Source organism: Pseudovibrio sp. Ad46, from assembly GCF_001623065.1.
Classification (GTDB): Bacteria; Pseudomonadota; Alphaproteobacteria; order Rhizobiales; family Stappiaceae; genus Pseudovibrio.
In genome coordinates, this window is the sequence record NZ_LMCG01000004.1 from 82,481 (window position 1) to 101,267 (window position 18,787).

The following is an 18,787-nucleotide window of genomic DNA, read 5'->3' on the forward strand; positions in this document are numbered from 1 at the left end:
CTCGGGAGTCGGTAGCCCCTTCCCGCACGCTCTGCGGGTCAAATAACAAATCTCTTTAAAGTAGAAGCGGCAGCCAGATCAGGCAGCCGCCATCCGCATGTCACGCTCTCGCTGAATAATTTCGGAAGCGAGTCGTAAATAAGCCTGCGAACCGGAACACTTCAAATCATAAAGCAAAGCAGGCTTGCCATAAGATGGAGCCTCGGAAACACGTACGTTCCGTGGAATCACAGTCTCATAGACTGCATCACCCATCGTCTCACGCACATCCTGTACAACCTGACTGGAGAGATTGTTACGGCTGTCATACATGGTCAACACAATGCCATGGATGCTCAGCTCTGAATTGAGAGACTGCTTCACCTGCTCAACGGTGCTAAGCAGCTGGCTTAGACCTTCCAGAGCAAAAAACTCGCACTGCAACGGTACAAGAATGCTGTGAGATGCCGATAAGGCATTGATAGTCAAGAGGTTTAACGACGGCGGACAGTCCACTAGAATATATGAATACCCTTGTGCCCTACCCATCTCAGCTGCCTGCGCCATACCTGAAATTGCATTCCGTAATCGGAATGTCCGGTCAGGTGCAGAAGAAATCTCCAACTCAACACCCAGCAAATCCATAGTTGATGGAGCAATCCATAAACGCGGAACAGCGGTTTCCAGAACAGTTTGCTCTAGCGTCGAATCTCCGCTCAAAACATCATAGGTAGAATATTCACGATCGACGCGATCAATCCCTAACCCTGTCGACGCATTGCCTTGCGGATCCAGGTCAATAATCAGGACGCGTTCGCCAATTGCAGCAAGCGCTGTGCCAAGATTAATGGCTGTTGTCGTCTTGCCTACGCCACCCTTCTGGTTGGCGATAGTCAATACACGTGGAGATTGCGGCAGTAAGCTCATCCGACAGCACCCTAGTTAGCGGTTTTCGGGTCAATTTTAGATAGAACCAAAACGCGACTTAGCGGATCTACTAGACTTACTTTTTCTACCAGATCAATTGACCAATCGGCAGATGCTTCTTCAATTTCGCGGCGAAAATCTTGACCTTTGTGGAAAACAGCAGTCGCGCCACGCTGTACAAATTGCGAAGAAAACCCGCAGAGAACCTGTAAAGAAGCTAGTGCACGCGCCGAAACACCCTCAATCGGAGCCTGCCAGTCTTTCGTAACGGCTTCGATTCTACCCGCATGAACTTTGACGTTACAGCCAGTCTCACGTGCCACAGTCCGAAGGAAAGCTGCTTTGCGCTGGTTGCTCTCAACCATATGCACAATGCCTTCTCCCCCTTCCTGCCTCAGCAACATCGCAGTCACCAATCCAGGGAAACCTGCACCGCTTCCGAAATCAATCCAGGAACGTGCATCCGGCAAACTACGCTGAATCTGAATAGAATCGGCCACATGCCGCATCCAGATATCATTCATCGTAGATGGTGCGATCAGATTCTGTGCAGGTTGCCACTTGAGAACGAGGTCCACATAGATACTTAGACGCTCAAACGTTTCACGTGAAACATCCTCATACATACGCATGACAGGTGTAATCTGGCTGTAATCAGCCCTTTTTTCGAATGACATACTAAACAGCACCAGCAATGTTTTTGCCTGAGCGGCGAATATACGCAAGCAGCAAAGTCAGCGCCGCTGGGGTAATCCCATCCATGCGCGATGCCTGCCCGATGGTTGAAGGGCGCAAAGCTTCAAGCTTCTGGCGCACCTCGTTGGAAAGTCCGGTCAATGAGGCATAATCAATCCGCTCAGGAATAACCAAGTCCTCATCCCGTTTCAAAGCGGCAATATCAGCTGCCTGACGTTCCAGATAGACGGCATACATCGCATCTATAGAAACTTGCTCGGCACATTTGATATCGACATCCTTCATCTCATCAAAGATCTCAATGAGGTCTTCAAGAGTGATATTTGGATAGGCCAACAAATCAAAGACAGAGCGTTTCACACCATCCTGATTGATCGGCAAGCCATGCTTGCGCCCTTCGTTGGGTGTAATTTTGACGGACTGCATCAAATCCTTGGTTTTCCGCAGTTTTTCCATCTTCGTTTCGAAAGCGACTCGACGCGTATCACCAATACATCCCCACTCAAGACCAAGTGGTGTGAGGCGCTGGTCCGCATTGTCTGCACGTAGTGTGAGACGATACTCAGCGCGGGATGTGAACATGCGATACGGCTCAGAAACGCCCCGTGTAATGAGATCATCCACCATCACACCAATGTACCCGTCAGCACGTCCAACAGTCACTGCAGCGCCGTCTTGAGACGTTCTGGCAGCATTTAAACCAGCCAACAATCCCTGAGCTCCAGCCTCTTCATAGCCGGTCGTGCCATTGATCTGACCCGCGAGGTAAAGGCCCTTCTGCTTCTTCACCTCAAGCGTATTTGTCAGTTCAGTCGGGTCGATGTGATCGTACTCAATCGCATAAGCCGGTTTGAAGTACTCAACCTTCTCCAAACCCGGAATGGTGCGCAGAAACTGGATCTGAACATCCTCAGGCAGCGAGGTCGAAATACCATTCGGATAGACCGTTGGATCATCCAATCCTTCTGGCTCAAGGAAGATCTGATGACCGTCACGATCACCAAAGCGAACGATCTTATCTTCAATAGACGGACAGTACCGAGGACCCCTGCCCTGGATCTCGCCCGAATACATCGCTGAACGTTTAATGTTGTCGCGAATGATCTGATGCGTCTCTGGGGTCGTGCGTGTGATGTAACACGGCACCTGACGGATCTGGATTTTGTCAGTCAGTGTTGAAAATGGAATAGGCTCTTCATCACCTGGCTGCTGCTGAAGGATATCCCAATTGATCGTGCGCCCATCCAGACGTGCCGGAGTGCCTGTCTTCAAACGACCAAGACGCAGACCAATCTCTTCCAGAGATACAGACAAACCAAGCGCTGGCGCTTCACCATCACGACCCGCAGGAATTTGCTTATCGCCGATATGGATCAGACCACGCAGGAACGTGCCGGTCGTGATCACAACTGCCTTGGCCGAAACCCGACGACCATCACCAAGCACGACGCCTTTGAGGATATCACCCTCACGGATCAGCGTGTCAGCTTCACCTTCCACCACATCGAGATTATCAATCGCTTTAATCTCAGCCTGCATCGCTTCGCGATAAAGCTTGCGGTCAGCCTGAGAGCGCGGCCCTTGCACAGCTGGCCCTTTGCGGCGATTGAGCATGCGGAATTGAATACCGGAAGCATCAGCCACCCGGCCCATCAATCCATCCAGCGCATCGATTTCTCGAACCAGATGCCCCTTCCCCAAACCGCCAATAGCTGGGTTACATGACATCACACCAATGGTGTCAAAGCGATGAGTTATAAGCGCTGTATGGGCACCCATGCGCGCAGCCGCAGCCGCGGCTTCACAGCCTGCATGGCCGCCGCCAATCACGACAACGTCAAACTCAAGATCAAAATTATCAGACATTTCGGTCCTGCATTTCGCCCATCTAAAAACAGAGAAAGGACAAGCCACACTCTCTGCGAGCCTCTGGACCATATGAAGGCCGCAGATAAAACTTGGGGGAACTAGAAGGGCAACTACCTATTTTCTTGAAGACTTGATACAACAGGTCACGCGCTGGGTCAAAGAAAACAGCGCAATGAGTCGCCAATGCCGCAGCATTAGTTATCCACGAGACTCACCAGTTTTTCCCCACTGACTCACGATTCCCAATAAATGTTTCACGTGAAACATGGCACTTCTACATCTTTTATTTACCAACGCAGAAGTCACGGAAGATGACATCGAGCAAATCTTCAACGTCGATTCGACCTGTGATACGCCCCAGCTGATCAGCTGCTCGTCTCAAATCCTCACCTCTCAATTCAATCGGAAAGCCCTCCGCTTGAATACCGTGGTTCAGATCTTCCACACATTGGGTCAGATGAGAACGATGACGTTCACGAGTGATAAGCGGGTTTTCGATCAATCCGATATTTCGTTCCGCAAACGACTCGAGGCTTGATAGCAGCGCGTTCATGCCGCCCTCTTCACGAACGGAGACATTGATCTCTTCTGTCGTTTCGAAGGAGTCATGATCAGCATCAGGACCCAGATCACTCTTGGTATTGAGACGCCAGATCTCCGCACCATTCTTCAGCAAGCTCTCCGGCAACTCCTCAGCAGTCACATTCGGCGCATGTGTCCAGAGAATGAGATCCGCTTTTTCAGCATGAACAAGAGCACGGCGAATGCCCTCTTTCTCGATCATGCCAGCACTCTCACGAATGCCCGCTGTGTCAATCAGCGTGACCGGATAACCGCCAAGGTCCAGATGCACCTCAAGCACATCGCGGGTCGTTCCAGCTTCCGGTGTCACGATCGCCACATCACGCTGAGCCAGTTTATTCATCAAGCTGGACTTACCCGCATTCGGTGGACCAAGCAGAACAACCTGCAGACCTGAGCGCAGACGCTCCCCTCTCCGCGCATCAGAAAGGTGGGCGACAATCTGGTCCCGAAGCTTCGCCAGCTCCACCCATATTTCATCGGCCACAGAATCTGGAATGTCATCTTCATCAGAGAAGTCGAGCTCAGCCTCAATCATCGCACGGCTGCGGATCAGTGTTTCCCGCCACTGCGAATAGAGGTCACCAAGCGCCCCATCCATCTGACGCTGAGCCTGTCGACGTTGCGCATCAGTCTCTGCATCAATCAGATCAGCGAGACCCTCAACCTCAGTCAGGTCGAGTTTGTTGTTGTGAAATGCCCGGCGCGTGAACTCACCCTGTTCAGCTGGTCGTGTCTTTTCAAAGGTGGAAAGTGCGCGTAGCACCGCCGCAACAACAGCTCGCCCGCCATGGCAATGTAGCTCGACAGTGTCTTCACCGGTGAAACTTCCAGGGCCTTCGAACCACAAAATCAGCGCGTGATCCAAAACAGAACCATCTACAGGGTCCCATAATTTCTTAAGGCATGATTCACGTGAAACGGGGAATTTACCCTTAATCAGCTTTCTCAGGATTGGCCCGGACTGTGGACCTGATAAACGGATAACAGCAACGCCTGAAGGAAGTGCGCCGCTAGAAACTGCGTAGATGGTTTCCTGTTGTGTATTCATTCCACGTCCGGTTCTTTAACTGTATGATCTCGTATGAACTGCGTTAAACCTAGCCTTTACGCCAAGCAATACCTTGAACTCAGGATCACCTCTTTATGAGCAGAAATCGCTTAACGAACGCTTCAAGCCCTTACCTTCTTCAACACCAAAATAACCCTGTCCACTGGTGGGAGTGGAGTAAGGAAGCACTGGAAGAAGCGCAAAAAACAAACAAGCCAATTCTGCTGTCTGTTGGCTACTCCGCCTGCCATTGGTGCCACGTTATGGCCCATGAAAGTTTTGAGGATGAAGCAACAGCGGCTCTCATGAATGAGCATTTCGTCAACATCAAGGTAGACCGCGAAGAGCGCCCGGACATTGATCAGATCTATATGCAAGCACTCCATATGCTTGGTCAACAGGGTGGCTGGCCACTGACCATGTTCCTCACTCCAGAGGGTGATCCATTCTGGGGTGGTACCTATTTCCCGAATGAAGCACGACACGGCTCTCCTGCCTTCAAGGATATTCTGACCGCAATTTCACAAAGTTTCATTGCTGATCGCGACACTATTGAAGAGAACCGGCAAGCCATCAGCCAGGCTCTCAACAAGCCGCCATCAGAGGCCTCCCCTCTATCTGGCTTCCTGATCACCGCTGCCGGCAAGCAACTCTTCAACATACAGGATGAGGAAGAAGGCGGCATGAAGGGTGCACCAAAGTTCCCTCAAGCCTCCGTTCAGGAGCTCATCTTCAGAACCGCCAAGGCGCAAAAAAACACCTTCATGCGTGAGCAGTTTTTGAAAACCACGCGAGCGATTTCGCAAGGTGGAATCTATGATCATGTGGGAGGTGGCCTGGCTCGTTACGCAGTCGACTCTATTTGGCTGGTCCCTCATTTCGAAAAGATGCTCTACGACAACGCGCAGTTTATCGAACACCTGTGCTTGGCTTATCAGGAAACGGGCGATGAACTGTTTCACATCCGAATCCAGGAAGTCGCCGATTGGCTTGAGCGTGACATGAAGCTTCCTGAAGGTGGCTTTGCATCTTCCATGGATGCAGACAGTGAAGGTGTCGAAGGCAAGTTTTATGTCTGGGCCTATGATGAGTTGAAGAACCTCGTTCTGGCAGAACACTTCGAGCTGTTCTCTAATGTCTACGACGTCACCCCGGATGGAAACTGGGAAGGCAACATCATCCTCAACCGACGCCACTCCCCTACTCTTCTGGAAGCTGCTGAAGAAGAAGCTCTGGCAACCTGCAAAGCAATCCTGTTGGATCACAGAAGCAAACGCATTCCGCCTCACAAAGACGACAAGGTACTGGCAGACTGGAACAGTATGCTCATCTGTGCGCTGGTAAAAGCAAGTGCTCTTACCTCACATGAAACTATGCGCACTTCCGCCAAGGCCGCTTTCGCCTTCATCACAGAGCATATGTTTGTTGATGGAAAGCTCAGTCATTCCTGGCGTCAGGGCCAACGACTGGAAGTCGGTTTTGCCGCTGACTATGCATGGGCCGCTAGAGCAGCTCTTGCCTTGTACAGATCGGAACCGAATCCATCCGAAAAGCAGAGCTACCTGCAACAGGCAGAAGAGTTCCTGAATATTCTGAAAGAGCGCTTCACCCATTCCAACGGTGCGTTCTACATGACAGATAAGGACGCCGACGATCTCATCCTCCGCCCCTACCACGCCTATGATGAAGCAACACCAAACTACAACGCCGTGGCAGCTTTTGCCTTCTCAGAACATTGGATCCTGACAGGTGACGCATCTTCTCGTGATGTCGCCGATGGAACCTTGAATGCATTTGCAGCGGATGTTCCAAACAACATCTTCGGCACAGCATCACTGCTTACAGCACTTGATGCACGTACCCGATTCAAGAAAGCGCTTGTGGTTCTGGGAACTGGTTCGGACGCGAATCCAATAATGCAGGCTCTACATTCTCAAGCTGATCCTGCCCTCTATGTGGATGTTATTCCTGCTGGTGTGGCTAAGCCGGTGGAGTTGGAAAACTCATCCTGGAACACGGATGAAACCACTGTCTTCATCTGCTCCGAAAAAGGATGCTCTCTGCCAACAACAGCACCTGAACAGGTGAAAGAGCAGATCTGATCCGCAAATGAACTAAACGCTGACTCACAGTTTCACGTGAGTCAGCGCTCATAAATATACTTTTGAAAACATGGGTGATTCACGTGAAACATCACATAATTCACAGATCACCCATACACGAGCATTCAATTACGTTCAGCTCTTAGATACGCTTTCAAAACGATCCTTCATCAATCGGTAAAGCACATGACGCACCAACGGGTGGTCATCCTCCAACATTTGATGATTAAAATCATCAGCTGGGTTCCTCATCATACCCAACCGTTGCATCAACTTTTGCGAACGCAAGTTTGTCTCCGTCGTGAAGCTGACGATCTCATCAACCTCAAGAGTTTCGAAACCGAATCCAAGCCAGATACGAGCTGCTTCCTGCGCTATCCCCTTCCCCCAGGCATCAGGGATAAGCCGCCAACCAATCTCCACACACGGATCAAACGGAAGTGGTTTTGGATAGGTCGGAATGTTCAAACCACAAAAACCAAGAAACCTACCAGAAGCCCGATCCTCAACAACAGGACATGCAAAACCCAGATCAGTCTGCTTAGCCATCATACGCTCAAGCATATGGGCACTCTCATCGCGAGACATCACATCTGGGAAAAACTCCATGACGCGCGGATCTGAGTTCATCTCATCCATACCGTCCAGATCACGCTCTTCCCACTTTCGCAACACGAGACGCTCGGTCTCAATACGTGGGCACTTATCAATTAATGTCTCAACCATTTTTCCGTTCCAAATATTTCTCTTTAGAAAGGCGGTACAAAACATGCCGCCTCAATGGATGCCCCTCTTCAATCAAAGGGTGATCAAAGTCTGCCGAAGCATCCCTCACCATTCCCAGCCTCTGCATTACTTTTTCAAAACGCTGATTGATAGCAGAAGTGAAACTTACAATCTCGTCCAAACGAAGAGTTTCAAATCCGAATCTAAGCCAGATCCGCGAGGCTTCCTGAGCAATCCCCCTCCCCCATGCACCGGGTATAAAACGCCATCCGATTTCCACACACGGGTCGAAGGGCAGCGGTTCTGGGTAGGTCGGTACACCGAGCCCACAAAACCCTAAGAACCTCCCTGACGCCCGTTCCTCAACAACTGGAGTACCAAACCCATACTTCACCTGCTTCGCCATGAGCCGCTCAAACATCCGCTCACTGTCCTGCCGGGACATCACCGCCGGAAAGAACTCCATCACCTGTGGGTCTGCATTCATCTGAACAAGCCCTTCCAAATCCCGCTCTTCCCATCTCCGCAACACGAGCCGCTCAGTCTCAATACGCGGACATTTGTCGATGACGTCTTCAATCATAGCCCTGCCCCAATTACCGTTGTCGCGTCATTTTATAGAGCACTTGGCGTTTAAGCCGGTGCCCATCCTCAAGCATGGGATGCGCAAACTCTTCAACACGAACCATACCAAGACGCTGCATTACCTTCTCGGAGCGAGAGTTTTGCACGGGTGTAAAGCTGACAATCTCATTGAGCTTAAGAGTTTCGAGTCCGAATCCAAGCCACATTTGTGCGGCTTCAGTAGCAAAGCCCTTTCCCCACTCACTGCGTAAGAGCCGCCAGCCTATCTCAACGCAGGGACCAAATAAAAGATGCTCCTGATATCCCGAAACCTTCAACCCACAATATCCAAGAAACCGCCCACTCCGTTTTTCAGAGGCAACCGAAAAGCAAAATCCATGCTGCTGTTGCGCATCCATGTAACGCGCCAACATCTTTTCACTCTCAGCACGAGACAGCACCGATGGATAGAACTCCATCACCCGCGGATCAGCATTCATCTCGACAAGACCATCCAGATCAGCAAGCTCCCACTTCCGCAGCACCAATCGCTCAGTCTCAATGCGCGAACACCGATCAATCGCGATATCAACCATTAGCTTGCTCAACGAACTGAGCTGCAGAGAGCCTGTACAAAACATGCCGGCACAAAGGATGGTCAACCAAAACATTCGGAAAATCAAAGTCCTCAGCAGGATCATGTGTCATGCCAACCTTCTCCATCACTCTCCGGGACTTGTGATTTTGCACGACCGTGATGGCAACAATTTCATCAAGCTGAAGCGTTTCGAATCCGAATCCAAGCCAGAACTTAGCCGCTTCGACAGCAATGCCCTTGCCCCATGTCTCAGGGGTAAGCCGCCAACCAATCTCAACACAGGGCTCACATGGCAAAGGCCCACTGTACGCAGGAACATTGAGCCCACAAAAACCGAGAAAGGCACCAGTCTTTTTGTCTTCCACCACGGGAAAACAGAAACCATGCTTTTCTTCCTGCCTCATCATAATATCAAGAAACTGCCGCGCTTCATCTGGCGTATTCAGAGATCGGAAAAACTCCATCACTCTCGGGTCACCATTCATGCGAATGACACCATCCAGATCACGCTCTTCCCATCTACGAAGAACAAGCCTTTCGGTTTCAACACGCGGGCATTTATCGATTAAAGTTTCCATCATTCAATTGCCTAAAATAATGCTCTTTGGAAAGCCGGTATAAAGCATGCCGACATAACGGATCATCAGTTTCAACACCAGGAAAGTCAAAATTTTCGGCAGGATCATTAATCATGCCAAGCTTCTCCATTACACGTCGCGATCGATGATTTTGAACAACAGTAAAAGATACAATCTCTTCTAATTGAAGAGTTTCAAATCCGAATTTAAGCCAGATGTTAGCTGCCTCAACTGCAATCCCCTTCCCCCAGGCTTCAGGGATAAGACACCAGCCCATTTCAGTGCACGGCTCAAAAAACATCGGCTCTTGGTACAGAGGGACGTTAAACCCGCAGAACCCGAGAAAAGCTCCTGTGGCTCTATCTTCGATCACAGGAAAGCAGAAGCCATCTTTCTGTTGTTTGAGCAAATGTACTTCCAGCAGCAAAGGTGTTTCTTCCGGAGAGTTTAGTGTGCGGAAAAACTCTCCCACCTTGGGATCGGTATTTAGGCGATAGAGACCATCTAAATCCCGTGGCTCCCATTTCCGCAAAACAAGTCGATCAGTTTCAATCCGCGGACATTTATCCAAAGCTACTACTTTCATGAGTGTCTCATCTAATCTTGCTGCCAAGGTCCTCAGATAAAAAACCGCATCTCTCTGAGAACACAACCACATTTGCAAAAGATATTAAGCATTGTACCCTTCCCAGAAGTTGCAGATGCTTCATCAGTAGACATTTTTATTCAAATACATTGGCTTAAAAAATAAAAAAGCCCCGCTCACCGAATTGACGAGCGGGGCTGAAAAATTCGGTAGGCAGTAAACCTAGGTATTCATAGAGTCGAAGAAGTCATCATTGGACTTGGTCTGACGCAGCTTGTCGAGCAGGAACTCAACAGCATCAACAGTACCCATCTGGCTGAGAATACGGCGCAGAACGAAAGTCTTCTTGAGCTTATCAGCAGGAACAAGAAGTTCTTCCTTACGAGTACCAGAGCGTTGAATATCAACTGCTGGGAAGACGCGCTTATCAGAGATCTTACGATCAAGGATGATTTCGGAGTTACCGGTACCCTTGAATTCTTCGAAGATAACTTCATCCATACGGCTACCGGTATCAATCAGCGCCGTTGCGATGATGGTCAAAGAACCACCCTCTTCAATGTTACGCGCAGCACCGAAGAAGCGCTTAGGGCGCTGCAGGGCGTTCGCATCAACACCACCGGTCAGAACCTTACCGGAGGAAGGAACAACGGTGTTGTAAGCACGGCCAAGGCGAGTAATAGAATCCAGAAGGATAACAACGTCGCGACCATGTTCGGTCAAACGCTTTGCCTTCTCAATAACCATCTCAGCAACCTGAACGTGACGAGTAGCTGGCTCATCAAAGGTTGAAGATACAACTTCACCATCAACTGTACGTTGCATGTCCGTTACTTCTTCCGGACGTTCATCGATCAACAGAACGATGAGGTAACATTCAGGATGATTGGTGGTAATAGATTTCGCAATATTCTGAAGGAATACTGTTTTACCTGTCCGAGGAGGCGCAGTGATCAAAGCACGCTGGCCTTTGCCGAGCGGAGCTACAAGATCAATAATGCGAGAAGAAATATCCTTGGAGGTAGAATTCTCGATTTCAAGATTGAAGCGCTCATCTGGATAAAGCGGTGTCAGGTTATCAAAGTGAACCTTATGTCTCGCTTTTTCAGGGTCTTCAAAGTTGATTTTGTTGACCTTCAGAAGGGCGAAATAACGCTCACCTTCTTTAGGACTACGGATCTGGCCTTCAACAGTATCACCGGTGCGCAGAGAAAAGCGACGGATCTGTGAAGGTGAAACGTAAATATCGTCTGGGCCTGGCAAGTAGTTCGCATCAGGAGAGCGGAGGAATCCAAATCCATCTTGGAGGACCTCTACGACACCTTCGCCGATGATCTCAATATCTTGCTCTGCAAGTCTCTTCAAAATCGCAAACATAAGTTCCTGTTTGCGCATGGTGCTTGCATTTTCAACGTCATGTTCCTCAGCAAAAGCAAGGAGTTCAGTTGCGCTCTTAGTTTTCAGGTCTCTGAGTTTCATTTCCCGCATCAATAGGGATCGTCTTTACTATGGGTTCTGGACTTGATTTAGCTTTAGAAGGATCAAGAACTTTCGAACACAAAACGTTAGGGGGGAATAGCAGCTCATCTAGATACGATATTTATCGACCTTCGAAAATCGCTAGGAGATCAGCGATCACATAAGCTACATCGTGAAGTTGCGGGGACAATAACTAATCGAATTGAATTCGGCAAGTGCTTATTGCCCACTAATTCTCCTAATTTTCCAATATTAAAATTCGAATGTTCGGATCACCTAGGGTTTAAAGATCACCAGGAACACAATTGCAACCATTAATAGTGTCGGTAGTTCATTAATAATTCTAAAGTAGCGCTCACTATTCTTATTTTGATCCTGCGCAAACTTAGTGACATGACGTGAAAGCATCACGTGATATATCGTCATCAGTATAACCAGTGAAAACTTCAGCATAAACCAAAGATCAAAATAAGCATCAAGCAGATAAACCAGCCACAAGCCAAAAATCCAGGTGGCCATCATGGATGGAGCCATAATCGCTTTAAGCAATCGGCGCTCCATGATCTTGAAGGTCTCGCTCTTATCAGAACCGATTTCAGCGTTCGTGTGATAAACGAAAAGGCGCGGCAAGTAGAACAATCCCGCCATCCAGGCAATCACAGAAATTATGTGGAGGGACTTCGCCCAGGAATATGCATCTTCCATGATCCGCGCCTTATCTAATTCGCAGTGTCTGCTTACAGGCCTTTAACCCGCTTCACCATCTCAGCAACATGTTCTGGCGGAGTTTGCGGAACAACGCCATGACCAAGGTTAAAGATGTGCGGACCATTACCCAAAACTTCGAGAGCGTGATCTATTCCAGTTTCCAGCGCACGTCCACCAGCAACTAGGCGCATTGGATCCATATTGCCCTGTACAGGAACAATTTTCTGAATTTCCTGCGCCACTTCTGCCGGAACAGTCCAGTCCAGACCAACTGCATCAACACCAGTGGCTTCAACATAGCGCTTCAAGCGAGCAGCTGATGCTTTCGGGAAACCAATGATCTTCGCGTTTGGACGCTGAGCTTTCACACCATCAACGATCTTGCGGGTTGGACCAACGGACCACTGCTCAAAACCTATGTCATCCAGAACACCTGCCCAGGTGTCAAAGATCTGCAGCGCATCTGCACCACCATCAAACTGAGCCACCAGGTACGTGATCGAAGCTTCAACCAGCTGATCAATGAATGCAGTCAGAAGCTCAGGATCCTGATAGGAGCCGATACGAGCGGCAAACTGGTCCTGGGTGGTATGACCAGCCACAGAATAGCAAGCAACCGTCCACGGGGCTCCGCAGAAGCCCAGAAGGGTGGTTTCAGTCGGTAACTCCGCTCTCAAACGCTCGACTGTGGCAATAACAGGAGCCAAATGCTCCATCGTCCTAGCTTGATCAAGCTTATCAACGAGTTCTGTCGAAAGTGGTTCGAGAACTGGTCCTCGACCCTCCTCAAAATTTACAGGGTAGCCAAGCGCATCTGGAACAACGAAGATGTCAGAAAATAGGATGGCAGCATCAAAGCCATACCGGCGAATGGGTTGGAGAGTAACTTCTGTCGCAAGATCGGTATTGTAGCAGAAGTCGAGAAAATTCGGTGCTTGAGCTCGTACAGCTCTGTACTCAGGCAAATACCGTCCTGCCTGGCGCATCATCCAGATTGGTGGGCGCTCTAGTTTCTCGCCTGCCAAAACGCGCATTACCGCTCTTTCATGAGATTCCATAAATCGCCTCTTTTTCCCAAGCCTGCTTAAAAAGAATCTTCTTATTTGGAAGTTTCTATTTCTATTAGTGAGTGAATAGCAGGGATCAATTTAATTCCACAATTCCTAACTGAGAAAACCCTAATAGGAAAAGTCACAGATCAAAAACAAGCAAGACTCTCAACAGGAGTCGAAAACAAATTGTTTTTTCTAAAGATTCAATAGGTTACAATCTGGAAAATAACCACAGATCACAGTTTATCCCGTATGCTGTGCTGTGAATCTTTTGCGTGGGCAATGTGCAATCCCGTTTATCCAAGTCGTTTCGAAATCAGTATTCTCAAAATATGGAATTGTTGACGGATTAGGGTCAGCGGGCATTAATTTGAAAGCACAGTGAGATTTGGCTAGTTTTTCCAAGTCTCTTAGGAATGTTGAGGATGATACCTTGGGTAACCACTCTAACTACTTCCATTTACACATGGTTTCGGACTCAACAGGCGAAACTTTGATGACAATTGTGCGTGCTGCGACCGCGCAATATGAGAATATTCAGCCCATCGAGCATGTTTACCCGCTGATCCGGCATGACAAACAGTTGAGTAGAGTCTTGGAAGAGATTGAATCTGCACCAGGAATTGTTCTCTACACCCTTGTGGAACAATCCTATGCCCGCCGTCTGGAGCGTAAATGCCAGGATTTGGGGCTGCCATGCGTTAATGTTCTCAAGCCCGTCTATCAGGTCTTCCATAGCTATCTGAACGTCACAGAAACGTGGCGTGTGGGCGGACAGCACGTGATGGATGAGGAATACTTCCAGCGCATGGAAGCGATGAACTACACCATGCTGCATGATGACGGCCAAATCGCAGGGGCTTTGGACGAAGCAGACGTTATTCTCGTCGGCATTAGCCGAACCTCTAAGACGCCAACCTCTATCTATCTGGCAAATAGAGGTATTAAGGCGGCTAACATCCCGCTTATTCCCAATATGCGCCCTCCCCGTCAGCTCCTGAAAGCCAAAAGACCTCTCGTGGTCGGTCTGATGGCCACGGCCGAACGTATTCGGGATATCCGCCAGAACCGCATATTGTCGCTGGATGCCAAAACAGACAACGACACCTACGTTGATCGCAAATCAATTGCTCAGGAGATTGCGATGTCGAAACGGTTGTGTGCTGAAAATGGCTGGCCGCTCATCGATGTAACGCGCCGTTCAATCGAAGAAACGGCAGCTGAGATCATGGATTTGCTCCGAAAACATAAAAATGAGCAAAAAGAGACAGAAGAATATTGAGAAGCATCGCGCTTTATCCCAATAAACAGCACAAGAAATCCTCAGATTGAGAAAGCAGAGTATGACTCGACTGATTTTAGCGAGCGGAAGTAAAATTCGCGCGACTCTCTTAGAAAACGCAGGCTTAATTTTTGATCGTATTCCAGCAAATGTTGATGAACGACAGATAGAAGAGCCATTGCTTTCCACTGGTGTGGACCCAGAAGTGATTGCAGCTAAATTATCCGTTGCGAAAGCGAAAGAAGTTTCCGCCCGAAATCATGGTGCTTACGTCGTTGGCGCTGATCAGATCCTGGCATTCGAAGGGAAACGCCTCGTTAAGCCAGAAGATCTGAACGCAGCCCGCAAGCAACTCATGAGCTTTTCCGGCAAAAGCCACGCGCTTCATTCTGCGGCATGTGTTGTTAAAGACGGTGAAGTTGTCTGGGAAGGTATTTCGACGGCAATTCTGAATGTACGTGAGTTATCAGAAGATTTTCTGGACTGGTACATTGAGCGAACCGGGTCCGAAATTCTCTCCAGCGTTGGTGCGTATCAGCTGGAAGCCGAAGGCGTACAGCTCTTTGATAAGATTGAGGGTGATTACTTTACAGTGTTGGGCCTGCCTCTCCTGAGCCTCCTCTCATTCTTGCGCGAGATTGAGGTTTTGAAGAAATGAGGAATGCAGCTGTCACAGGACATCCAATTGGCCACTCAAAATCTCCTCTGATACATGGTTATTGGCTCAAGCAGCACGGCATAAAAGGCAGCTACATTGCACAGGATGTACCTCCTGAGACTGCCGAAAGCTTTTACAGCGCACTGGCCGAGCATGGGTTTGTTGGCTGTAACGTGACAATTCCAAACAAAGAGCATGCGTATAAATCTGCTGAGATGTTGGATGATGCAGCCAAAATGATTGGAGCTGTGAATACGCTTTGGTTGGATGATGAAGGTGTCTTGAATGGCTCAAACACCGACGGTCTTGGCTTTCTGGGAAATCTCGACCAAATGCTGCCCAACTGGGATAACAACGGGAATAAAGCCGTTGTTCTGGGTGCTGGCGGGGCCTCCCGAGCGATTATCTGGGCGTTGCTGTCCAGAGGATACACAGAAGTGTATATCGCCAATAGAACACTAGAAAAAGCGCAGAAACTTGCAGATCATTTTGGCCTAAATACCATCGCAATTGAATGGGATAGTCTGGGGGAAAAGCTTGGAGAAGCGGATTTTCTGGTGAACACGACCTCTCTTGGTATGCCTGGACAACCAGAATTAAACATTGATCTTGATAACCTGTCGAAATCAGCAGTTGTGACGGATATAGTTTACTCTCCGTTACAAACCAAACTGCTTCGTGATGCTGCTCAGCGTGGCAATTCGACGGTTGATGGTCTGGGAATGCTACTTCACCAAGCTGTACCGGGTTTTGAAAAATGGTTTGGAGTTCGTCCGGAAGTCACCGACGAGCTTCGTGAGATGATCCTGAGAGAAATGGGACTTACCTGAATGGTTATTCTCGGTCTGACTGGCTCGATTGGAATGGGGAAATCAACCACCTCAAAGCTCTTCGCAGAGGCTGGAGCCGCTGTTTATGATGCAGATGCTGCGGTCCATGCACTTTACACTGGCAAAGCTGTTGAACCTGTTGGCAGCGCCTTTCCCGGCACTGCTAAAGATGGTCGGATTGACCGCGAAGCCCTCGGTAAAATCGTCCTTCACGACAAAGCAAAGATGATGCTTCTGGAAAGCCTCATCCACCCGCTCGTTCAGGAAGTTGAAACTGAGTTTCTGCATCAAGCAAAACTAGATCGTCGTAAGGTCGTTGTTCTCGACGTCCCTCTCCTCTTCGAGGTCGGCAAACACAAGGCCGTTGATGCAGTCGTCGTGGTTTCTGCACCATATGATGTGCAGCGTCAGCGTGTTCTTGAAAGACCAGGCATGACAGAAGAGAAATTTGAGGCTATCTACGCAAAACAGTTAAACGACGCAGAAAAACGCAAAAAAGCGCATTTTATTGTCGACACTGGCCGAGGCGTTGAGCCGGCCCGTCGTGCAGTGGGTGCCATTATGCGCGCTGTGTCTTCTATCGCTTCTAGAACGGTGTAATTATGCGCGAAATCTCCTTCGATACTGAAACCACAGGCCTGAATCCGCTTGATGGGGATAGGCTGGTTGAAATCGGCGGAGTGGAACTCATAAATTTCATTCCAACGGGCCGGACCTGCCATCTTTACGTCAACCCGCAACGAGATATGCCAGAAGAAGCGTTCCGTATTCACGGCCTCTCTGCTGAGTTCCTCTCCGATAAACCGCTGTTTGTCGATGTAGCTGACGAATTTCTTGATTTTGTTGGAGATTCACGCCTGGTTATTCACAACGCTCCATTCGATATGGGCTTCATCAATATGGAGCTTGGACGTTGTAATAAACCGAAAATCCCAAATACGCAGGTGCTGGATACTCTAAAGCTCGCCCGCAGAAAGTTCCCGACCGGATCGGTGTCTCTGGATGCTTTGTGTTCGCGCTACGGCGTGGATAACACAAAGCGCGTATACCACGGCGCGTTGCTCGATGCGGAACTGCTGGCTGAAGTTTATCTGGAGATGAACGGCGGTAAGCAGAAAAATCTTGGTCTGGTGCCAGACGATGAAGCGATCGATCTGGATAAACTCAATGATGAGCCGAAAAAGCGCGACGCAGCCAAGCAACGCCCAAACCCTCTCTCCCCTTCCCTGTCAGAGGAAGAAATTGAGGCGCACGCCAAATTCCTTGCTGGAATGAAATCTGACCCTGCCTGGAACAAGTATCTGAAGTAGGTTCCAAACAAAAAGCGCTCCAGATTTCTGAAGCGCTTCAAACTGTTATCAGAGCATAGATGGCAAAACGCGATCCGGTGGACGATGCCCGTCCATAAAGGCTTTGATATTGATGATGACCTTCTCACCCATATCAATACGCCCTTCGATTGTTGCCGACCCCATGTGAGGCAGCACAACCACCTTATCGGATGCCACAAGCTTCGGATTGATCGCAGGCTCGTGCTCAAACACGTCCAGCGCAGCCCCTGCAAGTTCACCTGATTCAATCTGACGGATCAGCGCGTTTTCATCCACGATCTCACCGCGAGCGGTGTTCACGATGTACGCATCAGGCTTCATCAGCTTCAAACGGCGTGCGGAAAGCAAGTGGTAGGTACCCGGTGTATGCGGACAATGGATGGAGACGACATCCATGCGCGCAAGCATCTGATCCAGGCTCTCCCAGAAAGTAGCCTCCAGCTGCTCTTCAAGCTCCAGAGGCTCACGAATTCGATTGTGGTAATGGATAGACATACCAAACGCTTTTGCGCGTCTGGCGACCGCCTGACCGATCCTGCCCATGCCGATGATACCGAGACGTTTACCCCAGATACGGCGACCAAGCATCCAGGTTGGAGACCAGCCGTCCCATTCCTTGTTCTCAATCTTCTTCATGCCTTCAGAAAGGCGACGTGGAACAGCGAGAATAAGCGCCATGGTCATGTCTGCGGTGTCTTCGGTCATCACACCAGCAGTATTGGTAACTGCAATACCGCGATTGTTGGCAGAGATAACGTCAATATTGTCAACGCCATTACCGAAGTTGGCAATCATTTTCAGATTAGGGCCAGCCTGAGCCAAAACCGAAGCGTCAATGCGGTCTGTAACAGTGGGGACAAGAACATCAGCAATTTTGACGGCTTCCACAAGCTCAGCCTGTGTAAACGGCTTATCTTGCTCATTCAACCGTGTGTCGAAAAGCTCGCGCATGCGTGTTTCAACAACATCCGGCAGTTTCCGCGTCACAACCACAATAGGCTTCTTTTTTGGCATCGTCCCCGCCTTCTGTCAAAAATTCGAAGTTTTTTAACCCTGCCCTAATCACCATATGAGTCAATGACTCAAAGGTCTTACAGGCTGTCAAAGTTTCATTACCAAATGTTCCGGTGAAAACAAGACTTGTCAAACACGTCTACATCTAATAGCAGCCACTATCGGAAATCGCGAG

Annotated in this window: 19 protein-coding genes; 6 read left to right on the plus strand and 13 right to left on the minus strand. The window is 49.2% G+C overall.

The window, feature by feature from the left end:
• Positions 1-78: 78 nt before the first annotated feature.
• The 4 genes from PsAD46_RS01450 to mnmE all read right to left on the minus strand — a co-directional run bounded on the left by PsAD46_RS01450 (position 79) and on the right by mnmE (position 5,104).
• On the minus strand, positions 79-906 hold the full coding sequence (locus PsAD46_RS01450) for a ParA family protein (protein ID WP_063286220.1): 828 nt from the start codon (positions 904-906) through the stop codon (positions 79-81).
• An 11-nt stretch (positions 907-917) separates the two neighbouring features.
• Positions 918-1,583, minus strand: coding sequence for a 16S rRNA (guanine(527)-N(7))-methyltransferase RsmG (gene rsmG / locus PsAD46_RS01455; RefSeq protein ID WP_342633493.1), 666 nt, complete (start codon positions 1,581-1,583; stop codon positions 918-920).
• 1 nt (position 1,584) lies between these two features.
• Positions 1,585-3,468: a tRNA uridine-5-carboxymethylaminomethyl(34) synthesis enzyme MnmG gene (gene mnmG, locus PsAD46_RS01460; protein WP_063305995.1), complete on the minus strand. Its 1,884-nt coding sequence runs from the start codon at positions 3,466-3,468 to the stop codon at positions 1,585-1,587.
• 286 nt (positions 3,469-3,754) lie between these two features.
• On the minus strand, positions 3,755-5,104 hold the full coding sequence (gene mnmE / locus PsAD46_RS01465) for a tRNA uridine-5-carboxymethylaminomethyl(34) synthesis GTPase MnmE (protein WP_063305996.1): 1,350 nt from the start codon (positions 5,102-5,104) through the stop codon (positions 3,755-3,757).
• Between the two features lie 95 nt (positions 5,105-5,199).
• Between mnmE and PsAD46_RS01470 the strand changes: the two genes are divergently transcribed.
• Complete coding sequence (locus PsAD46_RS01470) at positions 5,200-7,206, plus strand: thioredoxin domain-containing protein (protein ID WP_063291222.1); 2,007 nt, start codon at positions 5,200-5,202, stop codon at positions 7,204-7,206.
• Positions 7,207-7,341: 135 nt separating this feature from the next.
• Here the strand turns inward: PsAD46_RS01470 and PsAD46_RS01475 are convergent, their stop codons facing one another.
• From PsAD46_RS01475 to hemE, 8 genes are all read right to left on the minus strand, one after another.
• The gene (locus PsAD46_RS01475) at positions 7,342-7,932 is read right to left on the minus strand and encodes a GNAT family N-acetyltransferase (RefSeq protein WP_063291221.1); all 591 of its coding nucleotides are present in this window, start codon (positions 7,930-7,932) and stop codon (positions 7,342-7,344) included.
• Positions 7,925-8,515, minus strand: coding sequence for a GNAT family N-acetyltransferase (locus PsAD46_RS01480; RefSeq protein ID WP_063291220.1), 591 nt, complete (start codon positions 8,513-8,515; stop codon positions 7,925-7,927). Before PsAD46_RS01480 ends, PsAD46_RS01475 begins: the two co-directional genes overlap by 8 nt.
• Positions 8,516-8,528: 13 nt before the next feature.
• Positions 8,529-9,092, minus strand: a complete 564-nt coding sequence (locus tag PsAD46_RS01485; RefSeq protein ID WP_208981612.1) for a GNAT family N-acetyltransferase — start codon at positions 9,090-9,092, stop codon at positions 8,529-8,531.
• Positions 9,085-9,675 carry a GNAT family N-acetyltransferase gene (locus PsAD46_RS01490; RefSeq protein ID WP_063291219.1) on the minus strand — a complete coding sequence of 197 codons (591 nt, stop codon included), beginning with the start codon at positions 9,673-9,675 and terminating at the stop codon, positions 9,085-9,087. Before PsAD46_RS01490 ends, PsAD46_RS01485 begins: the two co-directional genes overlap by 8 nt.
• The gene (locus tag PsAD46_RS01495) at positions 9,653-10,258 is read right to left on the minus strand and encodes a GNAT family N-acetyltransferase (RefSeq protein WP_063291296.1); all 606 of its coding nucleotides are present in this window, start codon (positions 10,256-10,258) and stop codon (positions 9,653-9,655) included. Before PsAD46_RS01495 ends, PsAD46_RS01490 begins: the two co-directional genes overlap by 23 nt.
• A 222-nt stretch (positions 10,259-10,480) precedes the next feature.
• Positions 10,481-11,746, minus strand: coding sequence for a transcription termination factor Rho (gene rho, locus PsAD46_RS01500; RefSeq protein ID WP_057463213.1), 1,266 nt, complete (start codon positions 11,744-11,746; stop codon positions 10,481-10,483).
• Positions 11,747-12,013: 267 nt separating this feature from the next.
• Positions 12,014-12,442: a protoporphyrinogen oxidase HemJ gene (gene hemJ / locus PsAD46_RS01505; RefSeq protein ID WP_063291218.1), complete on the minus strand. Its 429-nt coding sequence runs from the start codon at positions 12,440-12,442 to the stop codon at positions 12,014-12,016.
• Between the two features lie 32 nt (positions 12,443-12,474).
• Positions 12,475-13,503, minus strand: coding sequence for a uroporphyrinogen decarboxylase (gene hemE, locus PsAD46_RS01510; protein ID WP_057463211.1), 1,029 nt, complete (start codon positions 13,501-13,503; stop codon positions 12,475-12,477).
• A gap of 427 nt (positions 13,504-13,930) precedes the next feature.
• Here hemE and PsAD46_RS01515 point away from each other — a divergent pair, with 427 nt between their 5' ends.
• From PsAD46_RS01515 to dnaQ, 5 genes are all read left to right on the plus strand, one after another.
• On the plus strand, positions 13,931-14,779 hold the full coding sequence (locus PsAD46_RS01515; protein WP_082596851.1) for a pyruvate, water dikinase regulatory protein: 849 nt from the start codon (positions 13,931-13,933) through the stop codon (positions 14,777-14,779).
• Between the two features lie 61 nt (positions 14,780-14,840).
• Positions 14,841-15,437, plus strand: a complete 597-nt coding sequence (locus PsAD46_RS01520; RefSeq protein WP_057463210.1) for a Maf family protein — start codon at positions 14,841-14,843, stop codon at positions 15,435-15,437.
• Positions 15,434-16,267, plus strand: a complete 834-nt coding sequence (locus PsAD46_RS01525) for a shikimate dehydrogenase (RefSeq protein ID WP_063291217.1) — start codon at positions 15,434-15,436, stop codon at positions 16,265-16,267. The genes PsAD46_RS01520 and PsAD46_RS01525 overlap by 4 nt, the downstream gene beginning before the upstream one ends.
• Positions 16,268-16,867, plus strand: coding sequence for a dephospho-CoA kinase (gene coaE, locus PsAD46_RS01530; protein WP_057463208.1), 600 nt, complete (start codon positions 16,268-16,270; stop codon positions 16,865-16,867).
• 2 nt (positions 16,868-16,869) lie between these two features.
• Complete coding sequence (gene dnaQ, locus PsAD46_RS01535) at positions 16,870-17,577, plus strand: DNA polymerase III subunit epsilon (protein WP_063305997.1); 708 nt, start codon at positions 16,870-16,872, stop codon at positions 17,575-17,577.
• Between the two features lie 48 nt (positions 17,578-17,625).
• Here the strand turns inward: dnaQ and PsAD46_RS01540 are convergent, their stop codons facing one another.
• On the minus strand, positions 17,626-18,612 hold the full coding sequence (locus PsAD46_RS01540; RefSeq protein ID WP_057463206.1) for a D-glycerate dehydrogenase: 987 nt from the start codon (positions 18,610-18,612) through the stop codon (positions 17,626-17,628).
• Positions 18,613-18,787: the final 175 nt, after the last annotated feature.

Coding starts and splice junctions, on each gene's coding strand:
- PsAD46_RS01450 (WP_063286220.1), bottom strand. CDS start 906: ATGAGCTTACTGCCGCAATCTCCACGTGTATTGACTATCGCCAACCAG.
- rsmG (WP_342633493.1), bottom strand. CDS start 1,583: ATGTCATTCGAAAAAAGGGCTGATTACAGCCAGATTACACCTGTCATG.
- mnmG (WP_063305995.1), bottom strand. CDS start 3,468: ATGTCTGATAATTTTGATCTTGAGTTTGACGTTGTCGTGATTGGCGGC.
- mnmE (WP_063305996.1), bottom strand. CDS start 5,104: ATGAATACACAACAGGAAACCATCTACGCAGTTTCTAGCGGCGCACTT.
- PsAD46_RS01470 (WP_063291222.1), top strand. CDS start 5,200: ATGAGCAGAAATCGCTTAACGAACGCTTCAAGCCCTTACCTTCTTCAA.
- PsAD46_RS01475 (WP_063291221.1), bottom strand. CDS start 7,932: ATGGTTGAGACATTAATTGATAAGTGCCCACGTATTGAGACCGAGCGT.
- PsAD46_RS01480 (WP_063291220.1), bottom strand. CDS start 8,515: ATGATTGAAGACGTCATCGACAAATGTCCGCGTATTGAGACTGAGCGG.
- PsAD46_RS01485 (WP_208981612.1), bottom strand. CDS start 9,092: ATGGTTGATATCGCGATTGATCGGTGTTCGCGCATTGAGACTGAGCGA.
- PsAD46_RS01490 (WP_063291219.1), bottom strand. CDS start 9,675: ATGATGGAAACTTTAATCGATAAATGCCCGCGTGTTGAAACCGAAAGG.
- PsAD46_RS01495 (WP_063291296.1), bottom strand. CDS start 10,258: ATGAAAGTAGTAGCTTTGGATAAATGTCCGCGGATTGAAACTGATCGA.
- rho (WP_057463213.1), bottom strand. CDS start 11,746: ATGCGGGAAATGAAACTCAGAGACCTGAAAACTAAGAGCGCAACTGAA.
- hemJ (WP_063291218.1), bottom strand. CDS start 12,442: ATGGAAGATGCATATTCCTGGGCGAAGTCCCTCCACATAATTTCTGTG.
- hemE (WP_057463211.1), bottom strand. CDS start 13,503: ATGGAATCTCATGAAAGAGCGGTAATGCGCGTTTTGGCAGGCGAGAAA.
- PsAD46_RS01520 (WP_057463210.1), top strand. CDS start 14,841: ATGACTCGACTGATTTTAGCGAGCGGAAGTAAAATTCGCGCGACTCTC.
- PsAD46_RS01525 (WP_063291217.1), top strand. CDS start 15,434: ATGAGGAATGCAGCTGTCACAGGACATCCAATTGGCCACTCAAAATCT.
- coaE (WP_057463208.1), top strand. CDS start 16,268: ATGGTTATTCTCGGTCTGACTGGCTCGATTGGAATGGGGAAATCAACC.
- dnaQ (WP_063305997.1), top strand. CDS start 16,870: ATGCGCGAAATCTCCTTCGATACTGAAACCACAGGCCTGAATCCGCTT.
- PsAD46_RS01540 (WP_057463206.1), bottom strand. CDS start 18,612: ATGCCAAAAAAGAAGCCTATTGTGGTTGTGACGCGGAAACTGCCGGAT.